Origin of the sequence: Microcoleus sp. AT8-B5, assembly GCF_036705565.1 — a bacterium.
In the GTDB taxonomy this organism is placed as follows: domain Bacteria; phylum Cyanobacteriota; class Cyanobacteriia; order Cyanobacteriales; family Microcoleaceae; genus Microcoleus.
Genome location: NZ_JAUBUY010000014.1, coordinates 106,236 through 131,500 on the forward strand (window position 1 = coordinate 106,236; position 25,265 = coordinate 131,500).

Consider the following 25,265-nt stretch of genomic DNA (forward strand, 5'->3'; position numbering starts at 1 on the left):
TCTTTAGCATCCCGAACCTGCAACCCTCAAGGATATAGCAGATGTTGAAGAAGGAAGTTCGGCAACGGATTCGCTTTCTTCTGATGTAACGGAGCTCAGAAAGAAAGTTGGTTGTGCTGGAGTTGTGGTGATAAGTTACAGCAGAGGGAGATCAGGGTTTGGATCGCGGGCTTACAGTGGCATTTTTTTTGCGGAGTGGCATAACTACTCGGAATCCACAAATATGGCAATTCGTCAAGCGCTAGTGGGAGAGGGTAAATTAGTGTTAGGTAGAGAAAAATCTACAGGCAGTATCGAAGTGCCTGTGCCATTCGGCTTGCCAGCAGGATCGGGCTGGTAAAGTTGGATACGATCGCGCCCAAGTCGTTTAGCTTGATACAGCGCTTGGTCGGCTGCAGCAATCAGAATTTCGGCTCCCGATTCAGATCCAGGAACAATACTCGCTACGCCCAGGCTGAGAGTGACGTAGGGGCTCACCTGAGAACCAGCGTGAGGCAGCTCCAAAGCTGCGATTTTGAGCTGTATGTGTTCGGCTACCAACACCGCGCCTTGAATCGCGGTATTGGGCAAAATAACGGCAAATTCTTCGCCTCCGTAGCGAGCTACTAAATCTGCTGGCCGATTGACTGCATCGGCGATCGCCGCGGCGACTTGTCGCAAACATTCGTCTCCGCCTTGATGCCCGTAGGTATCGTTGTAGCTTTTAAAAGAATCAATATCGCAGAGAATCAGGGACAGAGGCGTTTGTTCCCTGGCTTGTCTGTGCCACTCCATTTCTAAATACTGATCGAAACGGCGGCGGTTGGCTAGCTGCGTGAGTTCGTCTAAAGTTGCCAAGCGCTCTAACTTGAGGTTGGCCGCTTGCAACTGCTGGTAGAGTTCTGCTTGCTTGATGGCGATCGCCAACTGGGTGGCCAGAGAAGACAGCAACTCTACTTCCAACTGCATCCACTGCCGGGGACTGCACTGGTGGGCCATCAGCAGCCCCCACAACTCGTCTCCTTGCACTAAAGGCACAACCAAATAAGCTCTCACCGCGAATTGTGCGAGCAAGTCAATTTGATATTGTGGCAAATCTGCAGCCAAGATATCGGCGATCGGTCGGATCGCTCGATGTTGGTACGCTTCGAGATAAAACTGGTCAAAACAGAAATTTTCCAGGGTTTCCCCCAACATCGGCTGGCAGTTGGCAGCTACAGATTCCACTGTCACCGCCCCCGTCGCCGGGCCGGCGCCGAAACTGCCGGTACAGGTGTTAAAGCGGACGATCATCACTCGATCGGCCTGAAGGAACTGACGCACTTCTGTCACTGTTGTGCGGAGCACTTCGCCCAAATCCAGAGACTGGCGGATGTGCTGAGTAATCGTCGCCATCAGCAGTTCTCGTTCGTTCTGCTGCCGCAGCGTCTCTTCTGCCCGCTTGTACTCAGTGATATCTTGAGCGGTGCCGAAAATTTGTTTGGGACAGCCGTCGGCTGTGCGGGCGAAAACTTGGTCGCGGCAGCGAAACCAGCGCCATTGGCCCGATCGATGTTTGAGCCGATATTCCAACTCCAAAATATGCCCGTCTTGAGTCGAGGGAAATTTTTTCTGGTGGGCTTTGAGCCTCGGCAAATCTTCTGGGTACACCAAACTGGAGTACAAAGCAGTTTGCATCTGTAAAATTTCTTGGGGAGTGTAGCCCAGCAATTTAGAAGCTTGACCGTTGACGTAGACGTTGCGCTGTTGGGTCAAATCGTAGATGTAGAGCAAATAAGGCGCCGCGTCAGCAATTTGCTGGATGAAATGCTGGCTCGATCGCAATTCTTCCTCCACCCGCTGACGCACTTGCACTTCTTCCACAGCTTGATCCCGCATTGTGCGGTAAGCTTGGATGCGATGGGTGAGGTCGGTCACGTCTTGAATCACCAGCAGCGCGTAGAACGATGGGGCATTGACCCCCGGCCATATTGATGACGAAACTGAGGGTGGAGATTCCCTAGACACAAAAGCACTTCTTGACGATCGGGAGCCGACAGTACCGTCTGATTCCAACTCAAGAGTATGGAGAACCCAGTCTCTAATCTCCTGTTCTTCAATGCCAGCCTCTACGGCCGGCACAGCAGTCACAGTAGTTTGCTGAATTCGCTGCTGGCCGTCTTGCCAAGTTGCCGGAATCAGGTGTTTGTGAATTTGAGAAGAAAAAATTGTTGGCGGGCCTCCTGCAAAGATTTGCTTGAAGCGAGTGGCGTACTTTAACTGACTCAGGTGAGGAAAATGGGTTGTGATCTTTGTTCCCAATATTTGGCTGCGGGAAATTTTAGTCCACTCTTCGAGACAAGTGTTCCAAAACAGCACCACAAAATCCTCTTGCAGCAAGCAGGCGCCGACTGGTACGCTGTCGAGAACCCCAAACTTTTCCTTAATACTTTTGCTCTCCTCAATCATAGACCCCCGGCAAGTTGATTGATAGCAGTCAACAAGGTGTCAAAGGAATTAACATTGAAAATAAGAATGATATCTCCTTCAATGTGAAGCCTTTCAATCATGAAACTGGTCTGGGCTAATAAAACAACTGTATCAGTAGCTAAACCGCCAGATATCAGCAAACTAGCAATCGTCCCTTCGCTATAAGTGGGAATTGAATAGTTCAGGCGCTGCTGAAGTACGTTGCTGATTGCACCCATGACCCCATTAATTACAATATTTCCCACTTCACTCAGCGTACCAATTTTGACTGAATCGAGATCCTGAGTTCCAGCTTCTTCCCCTGTCAGCATTGTCACCAGCAGGGCAGCGCTGTTTGTGGGAAAGACTAGCTGGGCAATGCCTCCAAAGGAGCCTGTGAATTTGAGCTGGACAGCGGCGATTTGCTCGCCGTTGAGGTGTTGCTCTAACTCTTCTGCCACGTCGATGGGAGTCAGAATCTGAAGGTAGGGAATTTGCAAGCGAATCGGGGAGTCGATCATGTCGTTCAAAACCCCTGCGGCTTGACCGATCCCGATGTTGACGAGTTCCTGCAAAGCATCGAGCTGTCGAGTGCTTAATTTCATTGGGTGTTCTCCTCGCTGACACTGAGAGCTTTTTTGATCCACCCGATTAGTTCGTCTGAGTTGGGCATTTTGTGAATGACTGCTAGGGCTCCGAGTTCCATGCACTCGGAGCGTGTGCTGGCTTGGATGTCTGCGGTAATGACGATCACTGGAATTTTATATCCTCGATCGCGCATGGCTTGCAGGACTTCCCTACCTTCCATTTCCGGCATCAGCAAATCCAAGAGCATACAGTTTGGGGTTTTAGTGCCGAGCAGTTCTAGAGCTTCTGGGCCGCTGGATGCTTCCCAAGTCTCGTATCCTTCTGCTCGCAGGATTTTGCAGATTACCCTGCGAGTCAACCACGAATCTTCGACAACGAGAATTGATGTCACTACGTTCTCCTCCTTCTATTGTTTAGGACTGACCGGCGTTGCAGGTACTGCTTTTATCTTGACAGTAATTTAAAGTGCTGAGACGGTGTGCGATCGAGCTTCACTTGCAATTCCTGTTCTTAAAAACTAACGCATTAATGTATTGGATAGTTTAGTATCTTGGACTATGTGAAGAAAAAACCCGGTTTCTGAATGAAACCAGGTTTGCGGGATCTCTATTGCTCCTAACATGGGCGCTCAATTATAGATTACCAAACGCTTCCGGAGGGACTCTACTCGCTGTTTAGCCGTGGTATTGTCTGGCTCGCAGGCGAGAGCTTGTTCGTAGATTTCCAAGGCTTGAGCTGTTAATTTTTTGCGCTCGTAGGCGTGACCCAGATTATTGAGAGATGTAACGTATTCTGGCTGCAACTTCAGGGCTTCTTTGTAGTGGCGGATGGCGATGTCGTACTGTTCTTGGCCAAAGTGTGCAAAACCGAGGGCGTTGTAGATAACAGCTTGATTTTCTTCGCCTTCTAAGTCTTTGGCTTTCAGGGCTTTTTGAAACAGTACGATCGCCTGGGAGTAAAGCTTCTTATCTAGATAGATACTTCCTAATTCGTAGTATTCCTGCGCTGTTCCTTTTTCTACGGTCAGCTTATTTTCTAAGCGTTCCAGAGACATTTCCAGCTTCCGAGTTTTGAGAATCTGGCGCACCACAAACCAGGAAGTGCTGCCGAGTATAGCGAGCAGGACTGACAAGTAAATAATGAGCAAATTACTATCCATGTTTTTCTTAAAATTAGGTAGGTCTGTGGAAGGTTTTATTTATTTTAAGGCAGTAGAAATCTCTGATATCTGCTTCTGCAACTGTATAAAAAACAACGAAATAGCGATCGACTGGCCCGATCGCGATTTCTGAAAAAGCAAGAGTCCAGAAGTAAGAACAAAGAAGGAAAGTTTGTCTCAACCTCCTAAATTTATCAGGAGTTTTCCTTCTCTGGCAGACCGTTAAATCTTTCTTACTTCTGCTTTCTGCCTTCTGAAAATCAAGCTAACTTTCAGCCTCCGGCTCGATTAGCCATTTCCACGACTTTACCGAATGTTGCCGGGTCAACGATCGCCATTTGTGCCAGCATTTTGCGGTTGATTTCGATGTTGGCTTTTTTCATGTTGCCGATCAGTCTGCTGTAGCTCGTGCCGTGCTGGCGCGATGCAGCATTGATCCGAGCAATCCACAGGCGGCGGAAATCGCGTTTGCGTTTTTTGCGATCGCGATAACCGTTACGCAGGGCCTGCATCACCCGTTGGTTAGCTGTGCGGAACTGTTTCGACTGTGCGCCTCGGAAACCCTTGGCTAATTTGAGAATTTTTTTGCGGCGCGCTCTGGCGACATTACCGCGTTTTACCCGTGTCATCTTTAATTTCCGTTAAACTTTACAAGTATGGAAGCATTAACCGCACGTTAGCGTCGTTGGTCTCGTCGATGACGACCAGCTTAGAGAGACGGCTTTTGCGAGCTGAACTTTTGTGCTGTAGCAAGTGGCTTTTGTAAGCTTTGCGGCGCACAATTTTACCGCTGCCGGTCGCTCTAAAGCGCTTTGCGGCTGCTTTGCGAGTTTTGAGTTTTGGCATGGACTGGTGTTATTTGGACACAAGCTTCAACCGTATCACATTTGTGGTACTTTCTGCAAGGGAGATTTGCGGGTTGGGGGCGGCACTGTATTTACTGCGATATACAGGAGGGGCGATCGGGCGATCGGCTAATCTTGTGGTTGTTTGCTGCATAACAAATAGTATAAAATGTTATACTGCCGTTGCGGTATCATAAAGGCTTATCAACAGAGTTAATATTTGAAACCTGTTCGTGAGGCAGGATAATTAAATTGAATATCCAACCTTAATTATTGATTCGGGCGCTTACATATCCCATGGAAAAAATCCCTGGAAAATATCCATTGCTCAGTAATGACAACTTCAACGGACATTACTTTGCTAATTATAGCGGTTCTGGGGTAAATGAGGTACACAATTCCACTAAAAAAGCTTGATAACACAGGGTTTTGGCGTACTCCATCTTTCTGAGAAAGGCTATATGTCATAAATGTACTGGCGAAATCAATAAGTGCTTAATTGGAATTACCCGAAATATATAGCGTAAAAGCTTCAGCCGGGAAAGATTCTTGGGCAAAAGTTCCTTGGATAGCAATATTTAACAACCTTGTAACTGAGAGTTTCCAGTCGTGGTTTTACGGGAGCATCTCATATTTGTAAAAACACTTCTTCTGGCTGCTTCCTTCTGACTCTTTCCTCCTGCCTCCTGCTCCGCAGCAAGAGAGCCTCAAAACTCCAATTTCTAGCTTAGCTGCTTTCATTGAGATGCTCCCGGTTTTACTGTGTTTATTTCGCGCCTACTTCTCGGAAATTTATCCTTCTCTCAATCAAGGAATAGCAGATCAAAGAAATACAGCATATTCCATGTATATGTAGTACACACAAGAAGAGAGACGCGAGTAAGGTGCAGATACACCCGTCAATCTACAATCTTTATCAAATATGAAGCAGATCCGCACCCTACCGATTAACACCACATAAGGAATGAGAATTAAATAACTACCACTCTTGAAAGTGGGATGGGCTCTTATAGCCCGTCCTTTTTGGACGGGCTATAAGAGCCCATCCCACAATAACAATTAAAATTGTAAGTTATTTAATTCGCGCTCCTAAGTTCTGATGGTATCAGAAAACAATAATTTGTATTTTTTAACCACAAATATACGCAGATAAACCCGGATATAAACTTGATACTATCTGCGTATATTTGCCTACATTTGCGGTTGTATTATGCTTTATTCCCCGTAGTGACCGCCGACAACCTTACCCCGAAAAACAACATAATTGTAGATGTTGTAAAAAATCATAATCGGGATCAGAAAGCCGATGAACACAATCATAAATACCAGGGCGCTGGGCGAAGCAGCGGCTTGGTAAATCGTGATTTTCGAGGGAATAATGTAGGGAAAAACAATCAATCCTAAGCCGATGAAAGTGAGCAAAAAAATTAGAATGGTCCAGATAAACGGCGTGCGTTCTTCTTTGCTGGCGAGACTTTTCAGCAACAGTCCTACCAACAGCACTCCCAGCAAAGGAATTGTGGCAAAAACATAAACTAGCGGTTTCTCAAACAACCTGGATCTAGCACTTTCGTAAAAAATCGGAGTGGCGATCGTAATTAAAATCGCTCCGATTAAAGTTGTCACCGCCGCAATTTTAGCCGTGCGATAGTGATTTGTTTGCAGTTCGCCCTCCGTTTTCATAATTAGATAGGTTGAACCGATCAAAACATAGCCTTGAATCAGCGTCAAAGCAACCAAGATCGATCGCCAATCCAGCCAATCCCAAGTAGAACCCACAAAATGACCGGCTTCATCAACCGCAATGCCTTCGAGCACAGCACCCAAGGCAAATCCTTGAGCTAAAGCTGCTAAAAAACTGCCCGCACCAAAGGCATAATTCCAGAATAATTTGCGATTAGAATGCTCGCGAAATTCAAAGGCCACAGCCCGAAATATCAAACCAAAAAGCATCATGCAAATCGGTATGTACAGCGCTGTTAAAATCGTGCCGTAAGCGAGGGGAAATGCGCCAAACAGAGCGCCTCCCATCAACACCAGCCAAGTTTCGTTCGCATCCCAAACGTTGCCCAAACTCGTCATTAAAATGCCCCGGCGTTCCTCGTCGGAAGCAGTCAGAGACAGGATTCCTACTCCTAAGTCAAAACCGTCTAGCATGACATATAGCAGGAGAAACAAAGCCAAAACTACAAACCAAACTTGCGGGAGAAAATGCTCCAAAGCTTGCATAAAATCTCCTATTGTTGTGCTTCTAAGGGACGTTGATCGGGAATGTGTTCTGCGGGTTGAGTTTCGATGGCAGGTTCATTGTCTAATCCCGGTACCGGCAGAGTTAAATTAGGCCCTTGGCGGATAATTCGGCTGCCAAAATACAAGGCACAAACAAACAAAAAGCTGTAAACAACGGCAAAGAAACTAAGAGAAGTTAAAACATTGCTGGCGGGGATGTTTGACACCGCATCAGCAGTGCGAATTTGCCCGTATAAAGCCCAAGGTTGTCGGCCGACACAGCGCACAATCCAACCCGATTCTACAGCAATATATCCCAGGGGAGCAGCTAATACCCAAGCGCGCATCAGCCAAGGTTGACTGGCGATATTTTCAGCAGAAAGTTTGCCTCGCATCCACTGAATTATACTGAACAGCATCAGTCCTAAAAAGAAGAATCCAATCCCGGACATGATGCGGAAACAATAGTAGATTAAACCCACCATCCGGGGTCTATCTTCTGGCTTCCATTCCTTCAATCCGAGTACGGGTTCGGAGAGTTTTTGTTTGAATTCCAGAACGTATCCTAAGCCGTTGGGTACGCTAATTTCCCAGTCATTTTTTTGGGCTTTTTCATTAGGTAAAGCTAGCAAAGTCCAATCGGCTGACTCTCCCGCTGGTGAAGTTTCCCACTTAGCTTCGATTGCTGCTAATTTAGTTGGTTGGTAGTGATAAACTTGTTCGGCGCTCAAATGTCCGATGTATATCTGCAAAGGTGCAACGGCGATGGCGGTGGCTATGGCAATTTTTAAAGATTTGGAAAAAAAGGCTTGGTTGCGCTGATTGAGAATGTACCAAGCGCTAATTCCCCCAATGACAAACAGCGAAGTTTCTAACGTCGCAAAAAACATATGGAGAATGCTGTTTAATGCGAACGGGTTCAGAATTGCTTGAAAATAATCGCTGACAATAAACTTGCCATTGACCATTTCTCCGCCTGCTGGAGTTTGCAGCCAAGAGTTAGCGACTAAAATCCATACTGTGGATAGGTTAGCGCCGAAGGCTACCATGATTGTAGCGAAATAATGGACGATCGGGTGAACGCGCTCCCAACCAAACAGCATAATGCCTAAAAAGCCGGCTTCTAACATAAATGCCATTGAAGCTTCAAAGCCTAAAATGCTGCCAAAAAAGTCACCAACTGCTTCGGAAAATGGTGCCCAATTCGTGCCAAACTGAAATTCCATCGGAATGCCTGAAGCTACTCCAATACCGAAGTTGAGGACGTAGAGTTTAGACCAAAAACGAGCGTGATGGTAGTAGTCAGGATTGCGAGTTTTCAGCCACATTCCTTCAACAATTACCAGATAAATTCCCATTCCCGTAGTCAGAACTGGCCACAGCATATGGAATATGGCGGTTAGCGCAAATTGCATCCGTGATAGCGCCACGGTGTTAGATAAGATATCCATCGTTATATCCTTTGCTCAGTTCAAAAGAGGTTAGCTTGCACAAATTACATAATGGACACTGGTTATAATGTAGTGTAAAAATTTATGACATTTTGTAGAGTTGGCAACTTTTAAGGTTTTATACAGATTTCGGTTGTATTTTTTTTGTATGTTAAGATAGGTAGATTCTGCTTTGTCGTTGGGTGGGGGCGGGTTTATGAGATTGTGGGTTTTAGGCATTTATTTTCGGTGAACCCGCCCCTACAAGATTTATGTTCGGTGATGGAAATATTATCTTAGTTGGGTGGGGGCGGGTTTATGAGATTGTGGGTTTTAGGCATTTATTTTCGGTGAACCCGCCCCTACAAAATTTATGTTCGGTGAGGGAAAGATTATCTTAGTTGGGTGGGGGCGGGTTTATGAGATTGTGGGTTTTAGGCATTTATTGGCAGGTTTACCCGCCCCTACAAGATTGATGTTCGGTGAGGGAAAGATTATCTTAGCGAACCGTGACCGTATAACTCAGTTTAAAGGGTTTAAAATTAGCTTTGTTTTTGGCTGTTCCGCTCAATTCAAGTTCGTAAATCCCCGCCTTGGGAAACACGATATCTGCTCCCGGTATTCCTTGATATTTTTCCGCAGAGATGGCTTTTAAAGGCGGCTGCATCAGGGGTTTATCTCCTTCTTTGCGCTCTTTCGGATAAACTGCTAATTTGCAATTACACTGCTCTAGTGGGATAATTTGACCGCCCCTGCGAGTTAGGGCAAACCACACTTTCGCAGGCTGTCCGGCGCGGGGATTGTGGTTGGGTTCTAGGTGAAAGGTAGCTGCTACATCTCCCGATACTTCGACTTCGTGCGCTAAAACTGAAATTGAGTTTAACTGCTGAGCACTGGGAATTTCTGCTTCAATTAGCAATCCCAAAAATACTAACAATCCTAAAGTTTTACTTTTGTTTGACAGGTGAAACATAGAAATTTTCTAGTGATAAAACTGACCAAAACAAGCGCGATCGCACAAACGTAACTAACACCGCAACCACCGCTAACACGGCTGTCAGCAGTTGATTGTGCAACTTCCATTCAAAACCGCCGAGATAGTGGGAACCGATGAGTGCCGCGTGTACAGCGCACAACAAGAAAGCTGGAACGCTTAACAGGTGAAGGATTCGCCACAGTTGGCCTAAATAGTTTTGAATACGATCGACACTTGTAACCGCGGCCGGCAACATCAACAGTAGCGCCGTCATCCCCGCCGCCATTCCCAACTGATGCTGCGGCAACATGAAGGACACAGCATCAAAATTCCATTTCAGCGTATGATCCAGCATATGAAACGTGTGGGCGACTGCGAGGACAAACGCGCCCACACCCAAGGCGCGGCGGTAGCGCAACAGTTGCGGCAAAAACTTGCTAACCGGACGCGCCAACAGTGCTAGCATCAAGCACAGCAGCGCTGCGTGGCCCGTAAAATCAACCATTTCATCGGTTCGCAGCAAGGTAAGAATCCCGATCGCCACCGTCACCCACCCACCCGCACGAAACAGTTGACTGCGCTTGTCCGCGCTCAATCTGCCAGCAAAAAAACTCACTCCCAGCATAGTTGGCAAGGTGCCGAGTCCAAAAGCCAGCATCGTCGCCGCACCCAAAACCGAATTTCCCGTTTCCGCCGCCTTAATCTGCGCCGCGTATAGGAAACCGCAGGGAATCAAACCCCAAAGCAAACCCAAAGCAATTGGCACCCACCATTTTTTTTGTGCCGAAAGCTTGCTCATTGCTTGTCCGACTCGATCGTGCGACATTGGGTGCAGCAGCGGCAATCTCGGCAGCAAGTTCGGTTTAATTTGCACTACTCCGAACCAAATCAGCATCGTGCCCGTGAGAAGTGCGATCGCCCGCCGAAATTCGCTGCCCGTACCTGCCAAAAGTCCGCCAGCAATTAACACCGAACCCACTCCGCCAATTGCTGCACCCACCAAAGCGTAAGCAGCAATTCTCCCCAAATTTAGCAGCAAATGAAAGCGGAAAGCAGCTAATTTATCGTTGCGGGAATTAGAAAGAGAAAACGCCATTGTCAGCGGGCCGCACATCCCCGCGCAGTGACCGAAACTGCCGAGAAATCCCAAAATTGCAATTAGCAGCAGGTCTAGCATTTTGAGTTAGTAGTCAATCGATTTTAGATTTTAGATTTTAGATTAAAGAATTGACTTGCGCGAGATAAATGCTCTTTCTTGAGGATTTTCGATTTTCGATTTTGGATTGATTCCACGGATAAATGCGGGGGTTTGTACAACCTTTGAAATTCGTGGTCAAATTTATCTCCATCAGAGGGGCGGGTTTATTTATCCCCTGAGTAAGTTAGAAATATTTCTCGTGAAACCCGCCCCAACAGACTAATGACTAATGACTAATGACTGTTGACTAATGACTGTTGACTAATGACTAATGACTGTTGACTAATAACTACTTTTTTTCTGGATGCGCCGCAGCCGGCGAAGCTGCACCCATTTGATTGATGGTAGCAATTAGCTGATAAAGCCGCCCTAAATCCCGCTGGTTGAAATGCAAAACTAGGCGCGGCAGATCGAAAGTTGCATCTCCTATTTCCGGTTCCAAAGCTTGAGTTTTTTCAATTTTTCCGGTGACGACAATATCGCTAAAATCAGTATTTAGCCGATCGACATTCTCCTCAGAAAGCTCTGTTTTCAAACGAATTACCAGTTTTTCGCGCACGTAGCGGCAGGAGTGATAAACCAGATAAAAACTACCGATCGCCTCGCAAGCGACATTTACATCGTCAGTAATCGTATACAGGCTGCGATCGTTGACTGAAATCAAGCCCCGGCCCCGCAATTGTTTTTGCACAAAATAATTCCAATCGTGCCAATAATCTCCTCCGGGTCGATCGATCAATACCAAAGGAGCCGGCCCGAACTTGCCAGTTTGAGTCAAAGTCAGACACTCAAAAGCCTCGTCCAGAGTGCCAAAACCGCCCGGAAACAGAGCCAAAGCATCGCTCTCCCGGAGAAAAAATAACTTACGAGTGAAAAAATATTTAAAATTGAGCAATTTGGGATCGCCGGCAATGAAAGGATTAGAACTCTGCTCAAAAGGTAACTGAATGTTCAGCCCAAAAGAACCTTCAGCAGTCGCCCCCTCGTTCCCCGCCTGCATAATTCCCCCGCCGCCGCCAGTAATCACCATAAAACCCTGCTGGGCCATCGCCCGCGCAAAGTCTCTGGCCATCAAATATTCCACAGATTGCGGTGACACCCTCGCCGAACCAAAAATCACAATTTTGCGAACGTGGCGGTAAGGATAAAACATCTCAAAAGCGTTCTCCATATCTCGGAGCGACGCCGCAATAATTTTCCAGTCTAGCCGATCGAGATCCTCTCCGGCCATTTGCACTATAGTAGAGAGCGATCGTTCGATCCACTCAGAGTGCTTCAACTTTGGCAAGCGATCGAGCAACTCCATCACTTCAGCTTGGAGAGACTCAAAACCTTGACCATACCCAGAAGGAATCATGAATTTTTCCGAAACGGTAACAAATTGTCGCGACTAAAAATTAAGGGGCAAGCCAAAGTTAGAAGCCAATAGCCACCAGCAAATTGCTCTGCTGGGTACTAATAACTTTTCCCGTAGCTTAGCCCCGGTTCTGAAGCGAGTTAGCTTTCGCGGCCCACAAAGAACAGCGCGAAACCCCTCGCAGTTCAGTTAAATGTACTTTTCCAGAGTGTTGGCCAGAGTAGTTTTCGGAACTGCCCCAACTACCATATCCACACGTTGACCGCCCTTAAATATCATCAGCGTCGGAATGCTGCGGATACCGTATTGGCTGGCGACGTTAGGATTCTCGTCGGTATTAACTTTTACTACCTTGACCTGCCCTTCATATTGCTGGGCAATTTCGTCTACGACGGGCGCCACCATCCGACAGGGCCCGCACCAGGGAGCCCAAAAATCCACTAGAACTGGAACTTCGCTATCGAGCACTTCCTGCTTAAAGGTAGAGTCGGTTACTTGCGCGGCTGCTGACATCCCTAGCCATCCTTGTAAATACTATTTCTCGGATAACAAGTCTAGCAAAAAGTGTAACCACTTGCGTCAATCGATTTTAGATTTTAGATTTTAGATTTTAGATTTTAGATTTTAGATTTTAGAATTGACCCCACGGATAAATACGTTCGGCAAGTTTCCTCGGATACAGGTTTTTTATTTCACCAGTCCTGAGTCTGCTTTCGGTCAACGATTTCAAGAGAAGGCTTCTGAACGAAGAAGGAAGAGGGAAGACGGTAGAAGGAAGAAGGCACAAGGTTTCTGAGGATCGCGAATTAAATAACTTACAATTTTAATTGTTATTGTGGGATGGGCTCTTATAGCCCGTCTTTTTTGGACGGGCTATAAGAGCCCATCCCACTTTCAAGACTGGAAGTTATTTAATTCTCATTCCTTAAGGAACAAGGCACTGATGTTTCCCAAGGCAGAATGCACTTATGTAGAAAAAAAATTCTCCCACCCCCAGACTCTCCCCCTCTCCCCCTCTCCGGAGGTAAAAGCCTCAGTTGTGTATCTAGTAAGCAAGAGCCAAGATTTCCGGCAAAAAAGGAACCGCCCGAACAGTAGTCCGGGCGGAGTGTGGTGTGAGGAGTGAACGGAAACATGCGTCTCCGCTTCTTCTATTGTGACATCTCCTTCTCGATAATTCCACAATATTCTGTAAATTTCGAGACTGTGGAACAAATTTTGTCAAGGTATGCTGGTATTCGATCGGTAAATCTACTTACCCATGCCCAACTGCTGAGCTTTTTGATAGACTTTACCCTCAGTCAGCAGAGAAGGAGCAATTACCACTTCCACCTGCTGCATCTCCTTAAGATCCTTAGCGCCCAAGGTGCCCATGCTAGTTTTCAGAGCTCCGAGCAAGTTGTGCGTACCGTCATCTAGTACCGCAGGCCCGCGCAAAATTTGCTCCACAGTACCCGTAGTCCCCACGCGAATCCGAGTGCCCCGCGGCAAAACCGGGCTGGGAGTCGCCATCCCCCAGTGAAAGCCGCGGCCAGGAGCTTCGGCGGCCCTGGCAAAGGGCGAACCAATCATCACTGCATCGGCACCGCAGGCAATGCACTTGCAGATATCGCCGCCGGTAATTAAACCGCCGTCAGCAATCACCGACACGTATTTGCCAGTTTCGCGATAGTAGTCGTCCCGCGCGGCGGCGCAGTCTGCTACCGCTGTGGCTTGGGGAACGCCGACACCCAATACGCCCCTAGATGTGCAAGCAGCCCCCGGCCCAATGCCCACGAGAATGCCCGCAGCGCCAGTTTTCATTAAATTCAGGGCGACTTCGTAGGTGACGCAGTTGCCCAAAATTACTGGGATCGGCATCTCTTGACAGAATTTAGTTAAGTCTAGAGGTGCGATCGCTTCAGGGGAAAGGAAAGCTGTCGAGACTACTGTTGCTTGCACAAAAAATATATCGGCTCCCGATTCAGCAACCGCCCGGCCGTATTTGCTCGCAGCAGCCGGTGTACCGCTGACGGCGGCAATCCCTCCTCCAGCTTTAATTTCTTTAATTCTCAGGTCAATTAATTCTGGCTTGATGGGTTCGGCATAGAGTTGCTGCATCAGGGAAACAAATTCGTGGTTCCCCACACTGGCGATGCGCTCTAATATTGGCTGGGGGTCGGCATAGCGGGTTTGAATTCCTTCTAGGTTGAGCACGCCCATTGCTCCCAATTCCGACAGCAAAATCGCCATGCGGACATCGACTACTCCATCCATGGCGCTGGCGATGATCGGGATTTCTCGATCGATCCCGCCAATCTGCCACTTGGTATCTGCCAAACTCGGATCGAGGGTGCGCTGTCCGGGTACAAGCGCAATTTCATCTATGCCGTAAGCTCGGCGAGCGCTTTTGCCCCGCCCAATTTCAATATTCACGCTGTTTCACTTCCACAATGTATTTAAATTAGACTAACAAAAAGTTAGCCCGCCCGAGTTTAGCTATCGCACGGCTGTCTTTAAAAAAGCTCGGCACTGATTCTGATTGTATTCTGATTATATGAAATCGAAGGGGATACTTTTCCTCAGCAACGGGCACGGGGAAGACGCGATTAACTGTCAAATTCTCAAAGCTTTGAGAGCATCTGGCGCGGATGTTGATGTTTCGGCGATGCCGGTTGTCGGTGACCACGAATTTCTTCATGTGGTACCCGCCACGTGATTTATCCGTGGAATCAATCCAAAATCGAAAATCCTCAAGCCCCCGCATTTATCTCGCGCAAGTCAATCTAAAATCTAAAATCTAAAATCTAAAATCGATTGACGGGGCTGCTTACAGCCGATCGACCGTGCCAATTATTGGGCCCACCAGTCAAATGCCGTCTGGGGGAGTTTTTTACATGAATCCCCTGTTTTTCCTCAAAGATATTGGGGCGGGGCTGATTGCTTTGACTTGGCAGCAATTGCAAGCTGTTTGGACGCATTCGCGCCGCTGCGATTTGGTGGTGGCCACGTGGCCACTGGGGATATTGTCGCCGGGGCGATCGCCCATGCCAGCAACTGCCCCTATATAATTTTTCTGTCGGCTCATTCTAGTTATTACGAGGGGCGAGTCGATTTGGGTTTAATCTTGTGGCAGTTGCTTTGCTCAGAGAAATGTCTGGCCGTTTTTACTAGAGATGCTTTGACTGCTGCTGACTTAAACCGACAGGGTTTAAAGAAAGCTCAGTTTGTCGGCAATCCTGTCATGGACAACCTCAATTCTACGGGCAAAGATTTGCAGTTAATTCCCGCAGTTCGGACGATCGCCCTTCTCCCCGGTTCTCGCCTCCTGGAAGCCACTAACAACCTCGTTTTGCTCCTGGAACTGGTTAAAGAAATTGCTAGTAACTCTACTGTACCGATGCAGTTTCGGGCAGCTTTAGTTCCGACTTTGATGCCTGAATTAGATGATATTGCGGCGCGATCCGCATGGCAAATGCGATTTGTGAGAGTAAGAATGGTTTGCCAACTCATCTCCCCTCGCGACAATCATTTTCACGATTTCTGGATGTTTCTCAATATTGCGGCCGATTTCAAAAAAAGTTGCTTTAACTTGATAGCGGTCTAAGATATCTAAAAGCTGATTTGTATAGGGAGGATATGGCCCGTCCTCGTAGGTGAGGGCAACAACTTTCACTTCGGGATCGGCGCGGTTGATGCCGAAATAATTGTGAAATTTAGTAACTTTGATTAACAGCGATACTGCGAAAAATAACGCCATAGTGAAAAGCCGAAACTTTGGTAAATTTTTACCGATTCGCATAGCTGCACGCACTCGATCGAGAAGGAAAGTGAATGGTTGTCAGATTACCACAATTGGGGAGCTGAATCCTTAAGCTATTTTATCATTAATTATTATCCGTTCCGAAATTTTTCAGTTGGGGCGATCGCACAGTACCTAGACGCTTCAAGTGCCAGTACACTTGTACGCTACATATAATATAGCAATCCTAAATGATTCAGATAAATTTGTAGGGGTAGTGCTACCCCTACCCCCCGTGCCTACCCCCTATCTATCGGGCAACCACGGGGAGTAGGGGTCGGATTGCCCCTACAATAATTATGCAAATGATTTAGGATTGCTATATAGCGTAAGTAAGTCCAGAGCAAAAAAGCAATAATAAAAGATCGGAAGTTATAAGGGGTGTAAGGCAAGGATTTATATTCGCAGCGAGTTTACTGCTGCTCTCACCCGCTCCTAGCCATGTTATATTTATTGGTATACTTATTTTTTTTAGGCAGCAATAATTCCCAACATGATTTCACTGCCAGATATCACAATAGTCAGCCAAATCTACGAAAGTGCGAATTCCCTCGTATACCGAGGCATCCTCAAATCAAATCAGCAACCTTTGATTTTGAAACTCCTCAAAGAGGATTATCCCACACCAGCCGAACTCTACCGCTATCAGCAGGAATACGAAATCACTCGCCTTCTCAACCTAGAGGAAACGATTAAAGCCTACGAACTGCGAAAATACGATAACACACAACTCATGTTGTTGGAAGATTTTGGAGGAGAGTCCTTAAAAATCCTGCTGGATAGCCGTCCCTTGGGATTACCAGAGTTTCTCCACCTAGCCATCCAAATCACAGATGCGTTAGGCAAAGTTCATCAAAAAAAGGTCATTCACAAAGATATCAATCCATCTAACATTGTCTTGAATCCTCAAACAGGACAAATAAAAATCATTGACTTTGGCTTATCTACCATCCTATGCCAAGAGAATCCCAGCCTCACAAGTCCTAATCTTCTAGAAGGGACATTGGCTTATATATCTCCTGAACAAACAGGCAGGATGAACCGCTCACTAGACTACCGCACCGACTTTTATTCTCTCGGCGTTACTTTCTATGAACTGCTAACCAACCAGTTGCCTTTTGAATCCGTCGATGCACTTGAATTAGTCCATTGCCATATTGCCCAACAACCGAATTCACCTCATAAAATAAATCCAAGCATCCCCTTGAGTTTATCAGAAATTGTCATGAAATTAATGGCAAAAAACGCAGAATATAGATATCAGAGTGCTTGGGGAATTAAGGCCGATTTAAAAACTTGTCTGGCTCAATTGATAAATGGTAAATTTCAATCTTTTTTATTGGGATACCAAGATATTTCTCCTAAATTGCAACTCCCTCAAAAACTGTACGGAAGAGAATCACAGATTGAGTCATTATTGAGTGCATTTGATCGTGTAGCGTCGGGACAAGAAAAACAAGTAGGGGCTGGTTTAGCAAATAATCTGAGTAACCCAACGACAACTCAGTCACAAAATCTCTCCGTACAAGGACAAACTGAACTCATGCTAATTTCTGGATACTCTGGTATTGGGAAATCAGCTTTAGTTCAGCAATTGTATAAGCTCATCACTCAAAAAAGCGGCTACTTTATTGCAGGTAAATTTGACCAGTTGCAGCGCGATATTCCCTATCAAGCTTTAGTTGCTGCCTTCCAAGAATTGGTGCGACAACTACTCACAGAAACTCAAGGGCAATTACAACAGTGGCGAGAAAAGATTCGACGGGCATTAGGAAGCAATGGACAAATTATTATTGATGTCATTCCCGAAGTTGAACTGATTATTGGCAAACAGAATCCCGTCCCCGAATTACCCGCAACAGAAGCACGAAATCGGTTTAATTTAGCTTTTCAAAAATTTATTCAAGTTTTTTGCCAAAAAGAACATCCTCTCGTCCTATTTCTAGACGATCTTCAGTGGACAGACAGCGCTACGTTGCAATTGATCCAGTTGATAATGACAGATTTTACTACTCAATATCTGTTTGTAATCGGAGCTTATCGAGATAACGAAGTCACTGCAACTCATCCTGCAATGCTGACTTTATCTGAAATGAAAAAGCAGGGAGTAGTAATTAATCATCTCTCCCTTTCACCCTTAAATTTAAACCAGGTTAATGAATTCATTGCGGATACGCTGAAAACCGAGTGGGTTCCTACGCAAAGATTAGCCGAGTTGGTTTGGCAAAAAACACAAGGTAATCCTTTTTTTATTAAAGAGTTTTTCAAGTCACTTTATACAGAGCAATTGCTGACTTTTGATTTGAATGCTGGGGCTTGGCATTGGGATTTAGAGCAAATTATAACTAGGAATATTACTGATAACGTTGTTGAGTTCATGGCAGAGCAAATTCAAACCTTATCAGAATCTGCACAAAAAATTTTACGATTAGCCGCTTGCATTGGCAACCAATTTGATTTACTAACTCTTTCAATAATTAATGAAACTTCTCCAAAACAAACGGCTGATGAATTATGGAATGCCATTCAAGCAGGATTGATTTTACCCGTTGGGGATGATTACAAATTTCTGAAAACAAACAGAGAGGCGAATGACTTAAAAATTATTTATAAATTTGCTCACGATCGCATTCAGCAAGCCACCTATTCCCTAATTCCCCCTGACGACAAGCAAGCGGTTCACTGGAAAGTCGGGCAACTGTTGTTAGAAAATACCCCACCACAGGTACTCCAACAAAAGATTTTTGATATTGTCAATCAACTCAACTTCGGTATTGAAGCAATTGACATCGAGTTAGAAAAAGATAAACTTGCTCAATTAAATCTGATTGCTGGCAAAAAAGCGAAGGCATCAGCAGCTTGGAAACCCGCCTGGAATTACTTAATAATTGGTATAAATTGCTTGAGTGCAGATAGTTGGCTTTGTCAGTATGACCTAACTCTGGCACTGTATGTGGAAACAGTAGAAGCTGCTATCTTGAGTGGCCACGTTCAGGACATGGAAAAATTGGCTGACCTAGTGCTTCAACAAGCTACTTCATTGCTGGACAAAGTGAAAGTCTATGAAGTCAAGATTCAAGCCTATACAGCACAAAACAAACCGTTAGAAGCGATAGATACGGCACTTTCAGTATTAAAGTTGTTGGGTATCCGTTTTCCCAAAAAACCAACAAAATTAAATATTTTATTTGAACTGATGAAGACAAAGTTAAGTTTAGTAGGGAAGCCAGTTGAAAAATTAATCGACCTACCAGTGATGACTAATCCTGATAAACTGGCAGCAATGCGTATCCTATCAAGTATACTTTCGGCGGCCCATTTAGCCCGACCTGAATTGCTACCGTTAATTGCGTTTAAACAGGTCAATTTATCAATCAAATACGGAAATACTTCTGTGTCTTCTTGTGCCTATGCTACTTACGGACTAATTCTGTCTGGGGAAACCGTAGGAGACATTGAGACTGGTTATCAATTTGGGAAACTTGCTATCTTGCTCCTCGATAAGTTTAATACTAAAGAACTTACAGCCCGCACCATATTTATTGTTAATTACTTTGTCAAACATTGGAAAGAGCATCTTAGGGAAACTTTAAACCCTTTGCAGAATGCTTACTCGATCGCCCTAGAGACTGGAGACTTAGAATATGCAGCTTATTCAGTTTGTGTATACTGCTATCATTCCTATGTATTGGGGAAGGAATTGGCAACAGTCGAGGCAGAGATGGCAATGTACAGTAATACCCTCAGCCAACTGAAGCAAGAAACATCATATTACTATAACCAACTAAATCGACAGGTTTTATTGAATTTGATGGGACAGGCTGAAGATAAATGCCGTTTAATCGGTGAAAGCTATGACGAAACAAAAATGTTACCCCTGCATCGAGAGGCGAATGCTCAAAATCTTTGTCGCTCGGTCTATTTTTACAAGCTATTTCTCTGCTATCTTTTTCAAGACTATCAGCAAGCTATAGAAAATGCTAAATCAGCAGAAAAATATAGCGATAGCGCTGTAGGTACTATTCCTCTCTACCATTTCTACAATTCTTTAGTTTATCTGGCTATCTATTCTGACGCACCAAAATCCGAGCAAAAACTCATCCTCCAGAAGGTGGAAGTCAATCAGAAAAACATCAAGAAATGGGCGAAGTTTGCTCCGATGACTCACCTCCATAAATTCTATCTAGTGGAGGCAGAGCGATATCGAGTTTTGGGGGAAAATGCTAGGGCGATCGACTACTACGATCGCGCCATTGCCTTAGCGAAAGAACATGAGTACCTCAACGAAGAGGCTTTGGCTAATGAACTGGCTGCCAAATTCTACCTCGCTTGGGGAAAAGAGCAAGTTGCCCGAGCCTATATGACAAATGCTTACTACTGTTATTTACGTTGGGGTGCAACAGCTAAAATGACTGATTTGAAACAACAGTATCCAGAACTTTTAAAGCGTTTTACGAAAGCCAATTTTTCGGATAAATCTCGCAACATCCTGTCTGATACATCTAACAGCATTTCAGGTGAAACGCTGGATTTGGCAGCATTGATGAAAGCATCTGGGGCAATTGCCAGTGAAATTGAGCTAGATAAACTCCTCACCACTTTGATGAAAATCCTGCTGGAAAGCTGCGGTGCACAAACTGGCTATCTAATTTTAGAGTCTCAAGGACAACTGCGAGTCGAAGCTTCAGGTGAGGCTAACTCAGATCGGGTGATGGTTTTGCAATCGACTCCTATAGAAACCTGTTTGCCTTTGTCGATTATTCACTATGTTGAAAGGACTCAGGAAGGATTGATTGAAACCAATGTTTCCCGTGAAGGCAGATTTACCCAAGATGCTTATATCAAAACACAGCAGCCCAAGTCTATCCTGTGCGCCCCTCTGATCAATCAAGGGCAATTAATTGGAATTGTTTACTTGGAAAATAATTTAGCAGATGGGGTTTTTACACCCGATCGCCTAGAACTAATTAAACTGCTGTCAAGTCAAGCGGCGATCGCCCTTACCAACGCTAGACTCTATACTCAGGTACAATCTACCCAAAATCGCCTGAATAAATTCCTCAATGCTATACCTCTAGGCATCTCCGTTCACGACGCCAAAGGACAACTGGTTTACGCCAATCCAGTTTCACAGCAGTTACTGAATATTCAAGATTTACCAAAAGCCGAAATCGAGCAACTCTCAAAAACCTATCACATTTATCGGGCAGGGACAGGGGAGATATATCCAGTCGAACAGTTGCCCCTGGTGCGATCGCTTGGCGGTGAAAAAGCTCAGGCGGATGACTTGGAACTCCACCACAGCGACGGGAGCATTTTTGTAGAAGCAACGAGTACGCCAATTTTCAATGAGACGGGTAATGTAGAGTACGCGATCGCAGCTTTTCAAGATATTAGCGATCGCAAGCAGGCACAAAAAACGCTGATCGAAAATGTCCGCTTAGAACAGGAAATTAGTGAGCGCAAAAAAGTTGAAGCAGAACTCGAACGAGCCAAAGAAGCAGCCGTTGCCGCCAACCTCGCCAAAAGCATTTTCCTTGCCAACATGAGCCACGAATTGCGAACTCCCATGAATGCCATTCTGGGTTTTTCGCAACTGATGAATCAGGATACCAATCTGTTAACTGAACAAAAAGAGAACCTTAACATCATTCAGCGCAGTGGAGAGCATTTATTATCTCTAATTAATCAGGTGCTTGACCTTTCTAAAGTTGAAGCTGGACGCATGACGGTATCTAAAAATAATTTGAACCTTCATCATTTTTTAGCTGAAATTGAGGATATGTTTGCCTTAAAAGCCATCGCTCAAAGCTTAGACTTACGATTTGAATGTGCTGCCGATGTTCCTAAATATATCTACGCTGATGAAATTAAGTTGCGGCAAGTGCTGATTAATTTAATCAGTAATGCCGTTAAGTTTACCGCTTCGGGAAGCGTGTATTTAAAAGTAAAAAACAAACAGGTAAAAACCCCAATAGAAGCCGAAACTAAAACAACCAACAACCCACAATCAACAACCATTACCTTTGAAGTAAAAGATACGGGAATTGGCATTGCAGTAGAGGAAATGGAGAATCTATTCAAACCCTTCGTGCAAACAGCATCCGGTCAAAAAGTGCAGCAAGGAACCGGATTAGGACTGACGATTAGCCGTCAATTTGTCCGCTTGATGGGAGGTGAAATAACAGTCATTAGTCACGGTAAAGTTTTTACCCCTGGAATTCCTCTCAAGGAATTTTTTAAAGACACAACGGGTACAACATTTAAATTTGACATTCCTGTGGGCATCGCTGATGCCAGCACAATTCAAAATCAACCCCAAAGTCGTCGCGTCGTTGCGCTAGCGCCTAACCAACCCCAATATCGCATCCTCGTGGTGGACGATCGAGATTACAATCGGCAACTGTTAGTTAAACTCCTCAAACCTGTTGGTTTTGAAGTGCAAGAAGCGAGTAACGGTATTGAAGCGCTTGCAATTTGGGATTCCTACTCACCTCATCTGATCTGGATGGACATGAGAATGCCCGTTATGGATGGTTATGAAGCCACGAAACGTATTAAAGGCACCATTAAAGGTCAAGCTACTGCTGTTATTGCTATTACTGCTAGCGTGTGGGAAGAAGAAAAGGCAGTTATTTTATCGGCTGGTTGTGATGATTTTGTGCGAAAACCGTTCCACACAGAGGCCATCTTTGACATCATGACTAAACATTTGGGCGTCCTTTATATTTATCAGGAGCAAGAGCTACCATCTCCCCCTTCTAATGTGACTGGAGAATCGTTAAATTTCACGGATTTATTAGCAGCGATGTCAAAAGAATGGATAGTAAAATTATATGAAGCAGCTATGGACGCTGATGCGGAATTAGTTTGTCAACTCCTTGAGGAGATTCCTGAATCTCACGCTTTCGAGCTTCAAACTCTCAGAAATTGGGTGACGAGGTTTCAGTTTGAGAAGATTCTCGATTTAACTGAATCCTTGGTTGGTGAATGATGATATTTTTAGGAATTACACACGGGTGGTCAGAAACCGGGTTTTTTTACGATAATACTTGGTTAAAGTCCCTAGATTCGCTAAAAAACCCGGTTTCTAGGCGTCGGAGTGCGTAAATCCTGACGAAAAGATGCGTTGCAGCCCGTTGATTCGCTAAAAAACCCGGTTTCTGGGTAAGATTGCGTAAGCCCCGTTTATGCTATTTGATAGCACGGGGTTGGTTCTGTTCCATCATTGACTTTAATGCCGACAGTTTTAAGTCTGTAAGGTCGCGGATGGTAATTGAGCAACCGTCTCCCAATTTAACAGCAGTGAAATAATAGCATTTGCCCAGGTAATCACTTTCTAGATGAACCTCTCCTTCAAGCGATTCTCCAGTCTCAACAACTTCTACTAATAAATCAAAGACTCCGGGACTTAATTGATTAAACAGTTTTTTGAGCACGGGTTCCCCCGCGAGTTCTGTTCGTTTTTTCCCTAAGAGTCTGGCAAAGACAGGGTTAACTACCAAGCAGCGAAAATCTTCAATTTCTCCAGCGATATCTCCCCTCACCGCCTGCACTGCGGCTATTCCATCCAGAGATGAATTTAGCAAATTTGCCAGCAGGCTGCGAGATTGGTAGGCAATTTCTGCGGTTTGCTGGTGTCGCTCGATTGCTTCTTTAAGCTGGCGTTTTTGCTGCTGGATAGTGACCTGAGTATCGAGGCGAACTAGCACTTCTTCCGGCTCAAAAGGTTTAGAGATATAGTCAACTCCTCCTACCTTAAAAGCTTTGACTTTATCAAATACTTGGTCAAGTGCGCTTAAGAAAATAATCGGAATTTCTGAGGTTTTTTCATCGGATTTGAGGGCTTCGCAGACTTGATAGCCGTCTATATCTGGCATTTTAATATCCAGCAATATAGCATCGGGGGGATGATTGCGAACTGTTCTCAAGGCCATCGCACCATTGGTTACGCAGCGAACTTTATACCCATTTTTAGTGAGAATTTCTGTTAGAAAACGCAGATTTTCTGGGAGGTCATCAACAATTAAGATGTTACCTTTGGGAGTTTCTAATTGATTGATGTCACTTGTTTCAGCCGCAGCCATCGCCATAAGTTTGCCTTCGCCTTTGGCATCGGCGAACTCACTTGTGGTGTTTTGCTTCTCTAGCAGAGAGCGAAAGTTATTCTTCGTAACTTTTTCTCCCATTACGTCTGAAAGCCGGTGCCACAGGATGGCTGCTAAATCTTTGATATGTCCTATGCTGAGGTACAAGCTGTCAGCAACAGCACTATAAGTTGCGTTTTTCCAAGCAGCTTTTAAGATTTCCTGCTCAAGAAAATTTAACGGTTTACTGGTTTTGGACTCTAAGGCTGATTCTAGAAATTCTAGGGCTTCTTCAAAAGTCATATACAAATCAATCTCATCGGGTAAGGTTTTTCAGTTTTGCACCCTAGCTTTGAGTTATACACCGTAGTAAGTCGGTGGAGAAATTCCTAATAGTGATTATGACAGACTTATTGACACTTACGCTCCTGGACGATCGCCCCCGATCCTCATTTTACCTTGTCGAAGCAAAAGTAGCGATCGCGCCCCCCTAATTCTTTGTGATGGCGATCGGCTTAAACCCTTGTCACTACAAGGCTTTTAAGTTGCTTGCCACCCCCTCGACGCCTACGACATCGACTCTTTGAAATATATAAAGCTGTTAACAAATCTGAAAAACGGGTTCATTTTTCATAAATCTGAGTTCGCTACCTAGCGGAGAACCGTATAACTCACTACCAAGGCTTGTATTTATCCAAAAGACAAGCCTTGATTAGTTTTTATATGGTCAGATAAAAACATCCGCCGATTAGCGCCGACAATTCCATTAATTTTCAGTATTATCACTGATGTATTTTAGCGCGTGATAGTGTAAACCTCACTCAGAAATATGCCCATTAGGCAAAGATCCGACTTTTCCGACTTTATGATCCGACTTTTCCGACTTGCTTTATGCCTATATTCCCAACATACTATTAATAGCATCTACCAAAAGACAGATAACAGTGCCAGTCATGCTGTCGATCTGCTCCATCTAAAGATAGATAGTAAAACCAGGGCGTCCGACTTTTCCGACTTTACGATCCGACTTTTCCGACTGACAGGGGCAGGGGAGGGGAGCGATGATAGAGATATGGAAAGGATACAGCCTCAAGAAAAAGCATTGCATCATTTTGGGATGAATTTTGTAGGGTCGATCGAAGATCCCGCCGGAAAAATAAGGGTTTTCAGCTTTGATAAAATTCAAAA

At 45.2% G+C, this 25,265-nt stretch carries 20 protein-coding genes; 4 read left to right on the plus strand and 16 right to left on the minus strand.

Features of this window, described 5'->3' with window-relative positions:
- Positions 1-234: 234 nt before the first annotated feature.
- The 7 genes from QUB39_RS12265 to QUB39_RS12295 all read right to left on the minus strand — a co-directional run bounded on the left by QUB39_RS12265 (position 235) and on the right by QUB39_RS12295 (position 5,173).
- Positions 235-2,427: a diguanylate cyclase domain-containing protein gene (locus QUB39_RS12265; RefSeq protein WP_333053717.1), complete on the minus strand. Its 2,193-nt coding sequence runs from the start codon at positions 2,425-2,427 to the stop codon at positions 235-237.
- Positions 2,424-3,032: a chemotaxis protein CheC gene (locus QUB39_RS12270; protein ID WP_333053716.1), complete on the minus strand. Its 609-nt coding sequence runs from the start codon at positions 3,030-3,032 to the stop codon at positions 2,424-2,426. The genes QUB39_RS12265 and QUB39_RS12270 overlap by 4 nt, the downstream gene beginning before the upstream one ends.
- A complete protein-coding gene (locus tag QUB39_RS12275; RefSeq protein ID WP_333053715.1) occupies positions 3,029-3,406 on the minus strand; it encodes a response regulator in 378 nt (125 codons plus the stop codon). Before QUB39_RS12275 ends, QUB39_RS12270 begins: the two co-directional genes overlap by 4 nt.
- A gap of 237 nt (positions 3,407-3,643) precedes the next feature.
- Positions 3,644-4,174 (minus strand): tetratricopeptide repeat protein, encoded by a 531-nt coding sequence (locus QUB39_RS12280; RefSeq protein WP_333053714.1) that lies wholly within the window; start codon positions 4,172-4,174, stop codon positions 3,644-3,646.
- Between the two features lie 272 nt (positions 4,175-4,446).
- Entirely contained in the window at positions 4,447-4,803 is a 357-nt protein-coding gene (gene rplT / locus QUB39_RS12285; protein ID WP_333053713.1) for a 50S ribosomal protein L20, read from the minus strand.
- A gap of 19 nt (positions 4,804-4,822) precedes the next feature.
- Positions 4,823-5,020 carry a 50S ribosomal protein L35 gene (rpmI, locus tag QUB39_RS12290; protein WP_006634164.1) on the minus strand — a complete coding sequence of 66 codons (198 nt, stop codon included), beginning with the start codon at positions 5,018-5,020 and terminating at the stop codon, positions 4,823-4,825.
- 9 nt (positions 5,021-5,029) lie between these two features.
- Positions 5,030-5,173: a hypothetical protein gene (locus QUB39_RS12295; RefSeq protein WP_333272014.1), complete on the minus strand. Its 144-nt coding sequence runs from the start codon at positions 5,171-5,173 to the stop codon at positions 5,030-5,032.
- A gap of 345 nt (positions 5,174-5,518) precedes the next feature.
- On the opposite strand from QUB39_RS12295, the gene QUB39_RS30595 reads away from it, so the two are divergent.
- Entirely contained in the window at positions 5,519-5,659 is a 141-nt protein-coding gene (locus QUB39_RS30595; protein WP_445243015.1) for an MrcB family domain-containing protein, read from the plus strand.
- A gap of 575 nt (positions 5,660-6,234) precedes the next feature.
- Here the strand turns inward: QUB39_RS30595 and cydB are convergent.
- From cydB to QUB39_RS12330, 7 genes are all read right to left on the minus strand, one after another.
- Positions 6,235-7,248 (minus strand): cytochrome d ubiquinol oxidase subunit II, encoded by a 1,014-nt coding sequence (gene cydB / locus QUB39_RS12300; protein ID WP_333056367.1) that lies wholly within the window; start codon positions 7,246-7,248, stop codon positions 6,235-6,237.
- Positions 7,249-7,256: 8 nt separating this feature from the next.
- Complete coding sequence (locus QUB39_RS12305; RefSeq protein ID WP_333056365.1) at positions 7,257-8,699, minus strand: cytochrome ubiquinol oxidase subunit I; 1,443 nt, start codon at positions 8,697-8,699, stop codon at positions 7,257-7,259.
- Between the two features lie 478 nt (positions 8,700-9,177).
- A complete protein-coding gene (locus tag QUB39_RS12310) occupies positions 9,178-9,651 on the minus strand; it encodes a hypothetical protein (RefSeq protein WP_333207839.1) in 474 nt (157 codons plus the stop codon).
- Positions 9,626-10,831 carry an urease accessory protein UreH domain-containing protein gene (locus tag QUB39_RS12315; protein ID WP_333057333.1) on the minus strand — a complete coding sequence of 402 codons (1,206 nt, stop codon included), beginning with the start codon at positions 10,829-10,831 and terminating at the stop codon, positions 9,626-9,628. Before QUB39_RS12315 ends, QUB39_RS12310 begins: the two co-directional genes overlap by 26 nt.
- A gap of 310 nt (positions 10,832-11,141) precedes the next feature.
- Entirely contained in the window at positions 11,142-12,209 is a 1,068-nt protein-coding gene (locus QUB39_RS12320) for an LOG family protein (protein ID WP_333057334.1), read from the minus strand.
- A 189-nt stretch (positions 12,210-12,398) separates the two neighbouring features.
- Positions 12,399-12,722: a thioredoxin gene (trxA, locus tag QUB39_RS12325; protein ID WP_006631199.1), complete on the minus strand. Its 324-nt coding sequence runs from the start codon at positions 12,720-12,722 to the stop codon at positions 12,399-12,401.
- Positions 12,723-13,460: 738 nt separating this feature from the next.
- Entirely contained in the window at positions 13,461-14,624 is a 1,164-nt protein-coding gene (locus tag QUB39_RS12330; RefSeq protein WP_333057335.1) for a GuaB3 family IMP dehydrogenase-related protein, read from the minus strand.
- Between the two features lie 121 nt (positions 14,625-14,745).
- Between QUB39_RS12330 and QUB39_RS12335 the strand changes: the two genes are divergently transcribed.
- Together QUB39_RS12335 and QUB39_RS12340 are read left to right on the plus strand one after the other, a co-directional pair.
- A complete protein-coding gene (locus tag QUB39_RS12335; protein WP_333057336.1) occupies positions 14,746-14,907 on the plus strand; it encodes a hypothetical protein in 162 nt (53 codons plus the stop codon).
- A gap of 178 nt (positions 14,908-15,085) precedes the next feature.
- Complete coding sequence (locus QUB39_RS12340) at positions 15,086-15,259, plus strand: hypothetical protein (RefSeq protein WP_333271875.1); 174 nt, start codon at positions 15,086-15,088, stop codon at positions 15,257-15,259.
- A gap of 371 nt (positions 15,260-15,630) precedes the next feature.
- On the opposite strand, the gene QUB39_RS12345 is transcribed toward QUB39_RS12340, so the two are convergent.
- Positions 15,631-15,990: a polysaccharide deacetylase family protein gene (locus QUB39_RS12345; protein ID WP_333057338.1), complete on the minus strand. Its 360-nt coding sequence runs from the start codon at positions 15,988-15,990 to the stop codon at positions 15,631-15,633.
- A gap of 493 nt (positions 15,991-16,483) precedes the next feature.
- Between QUB39_RS12345 and QUB39_RS12350 the strand changes: the two genes are divergently transcribed.
- A complete protein-coding gene (locus QUB39_RS12350) occupies positions 16,484-22,984 on the plus strand; it encodes an AAA family ATPase (protein ID WP_333207841.1) in 6,501 nt (2,166 codons plus the stop codon).
- Between the two features lie 199 nt (positions 22,985-23,183).
- Here QUB39_RS12350 and QUB39_RS12355 read toward each other — a convergent pair whose 3' ends face one another.
- Positions 23,184-24,380 (minus strand): response regulator, encoded by a 1,197-nt coding sequence (locus tag QUB39_RS12355; RefSeq protein ID WP_333057340.1) that lies wholly within the window; start codon positions 24,378-24,380, stop codon positions 23,184-23,186.
- Positions 24,381-25,265 lie beyond the last annotated feature (885 nt).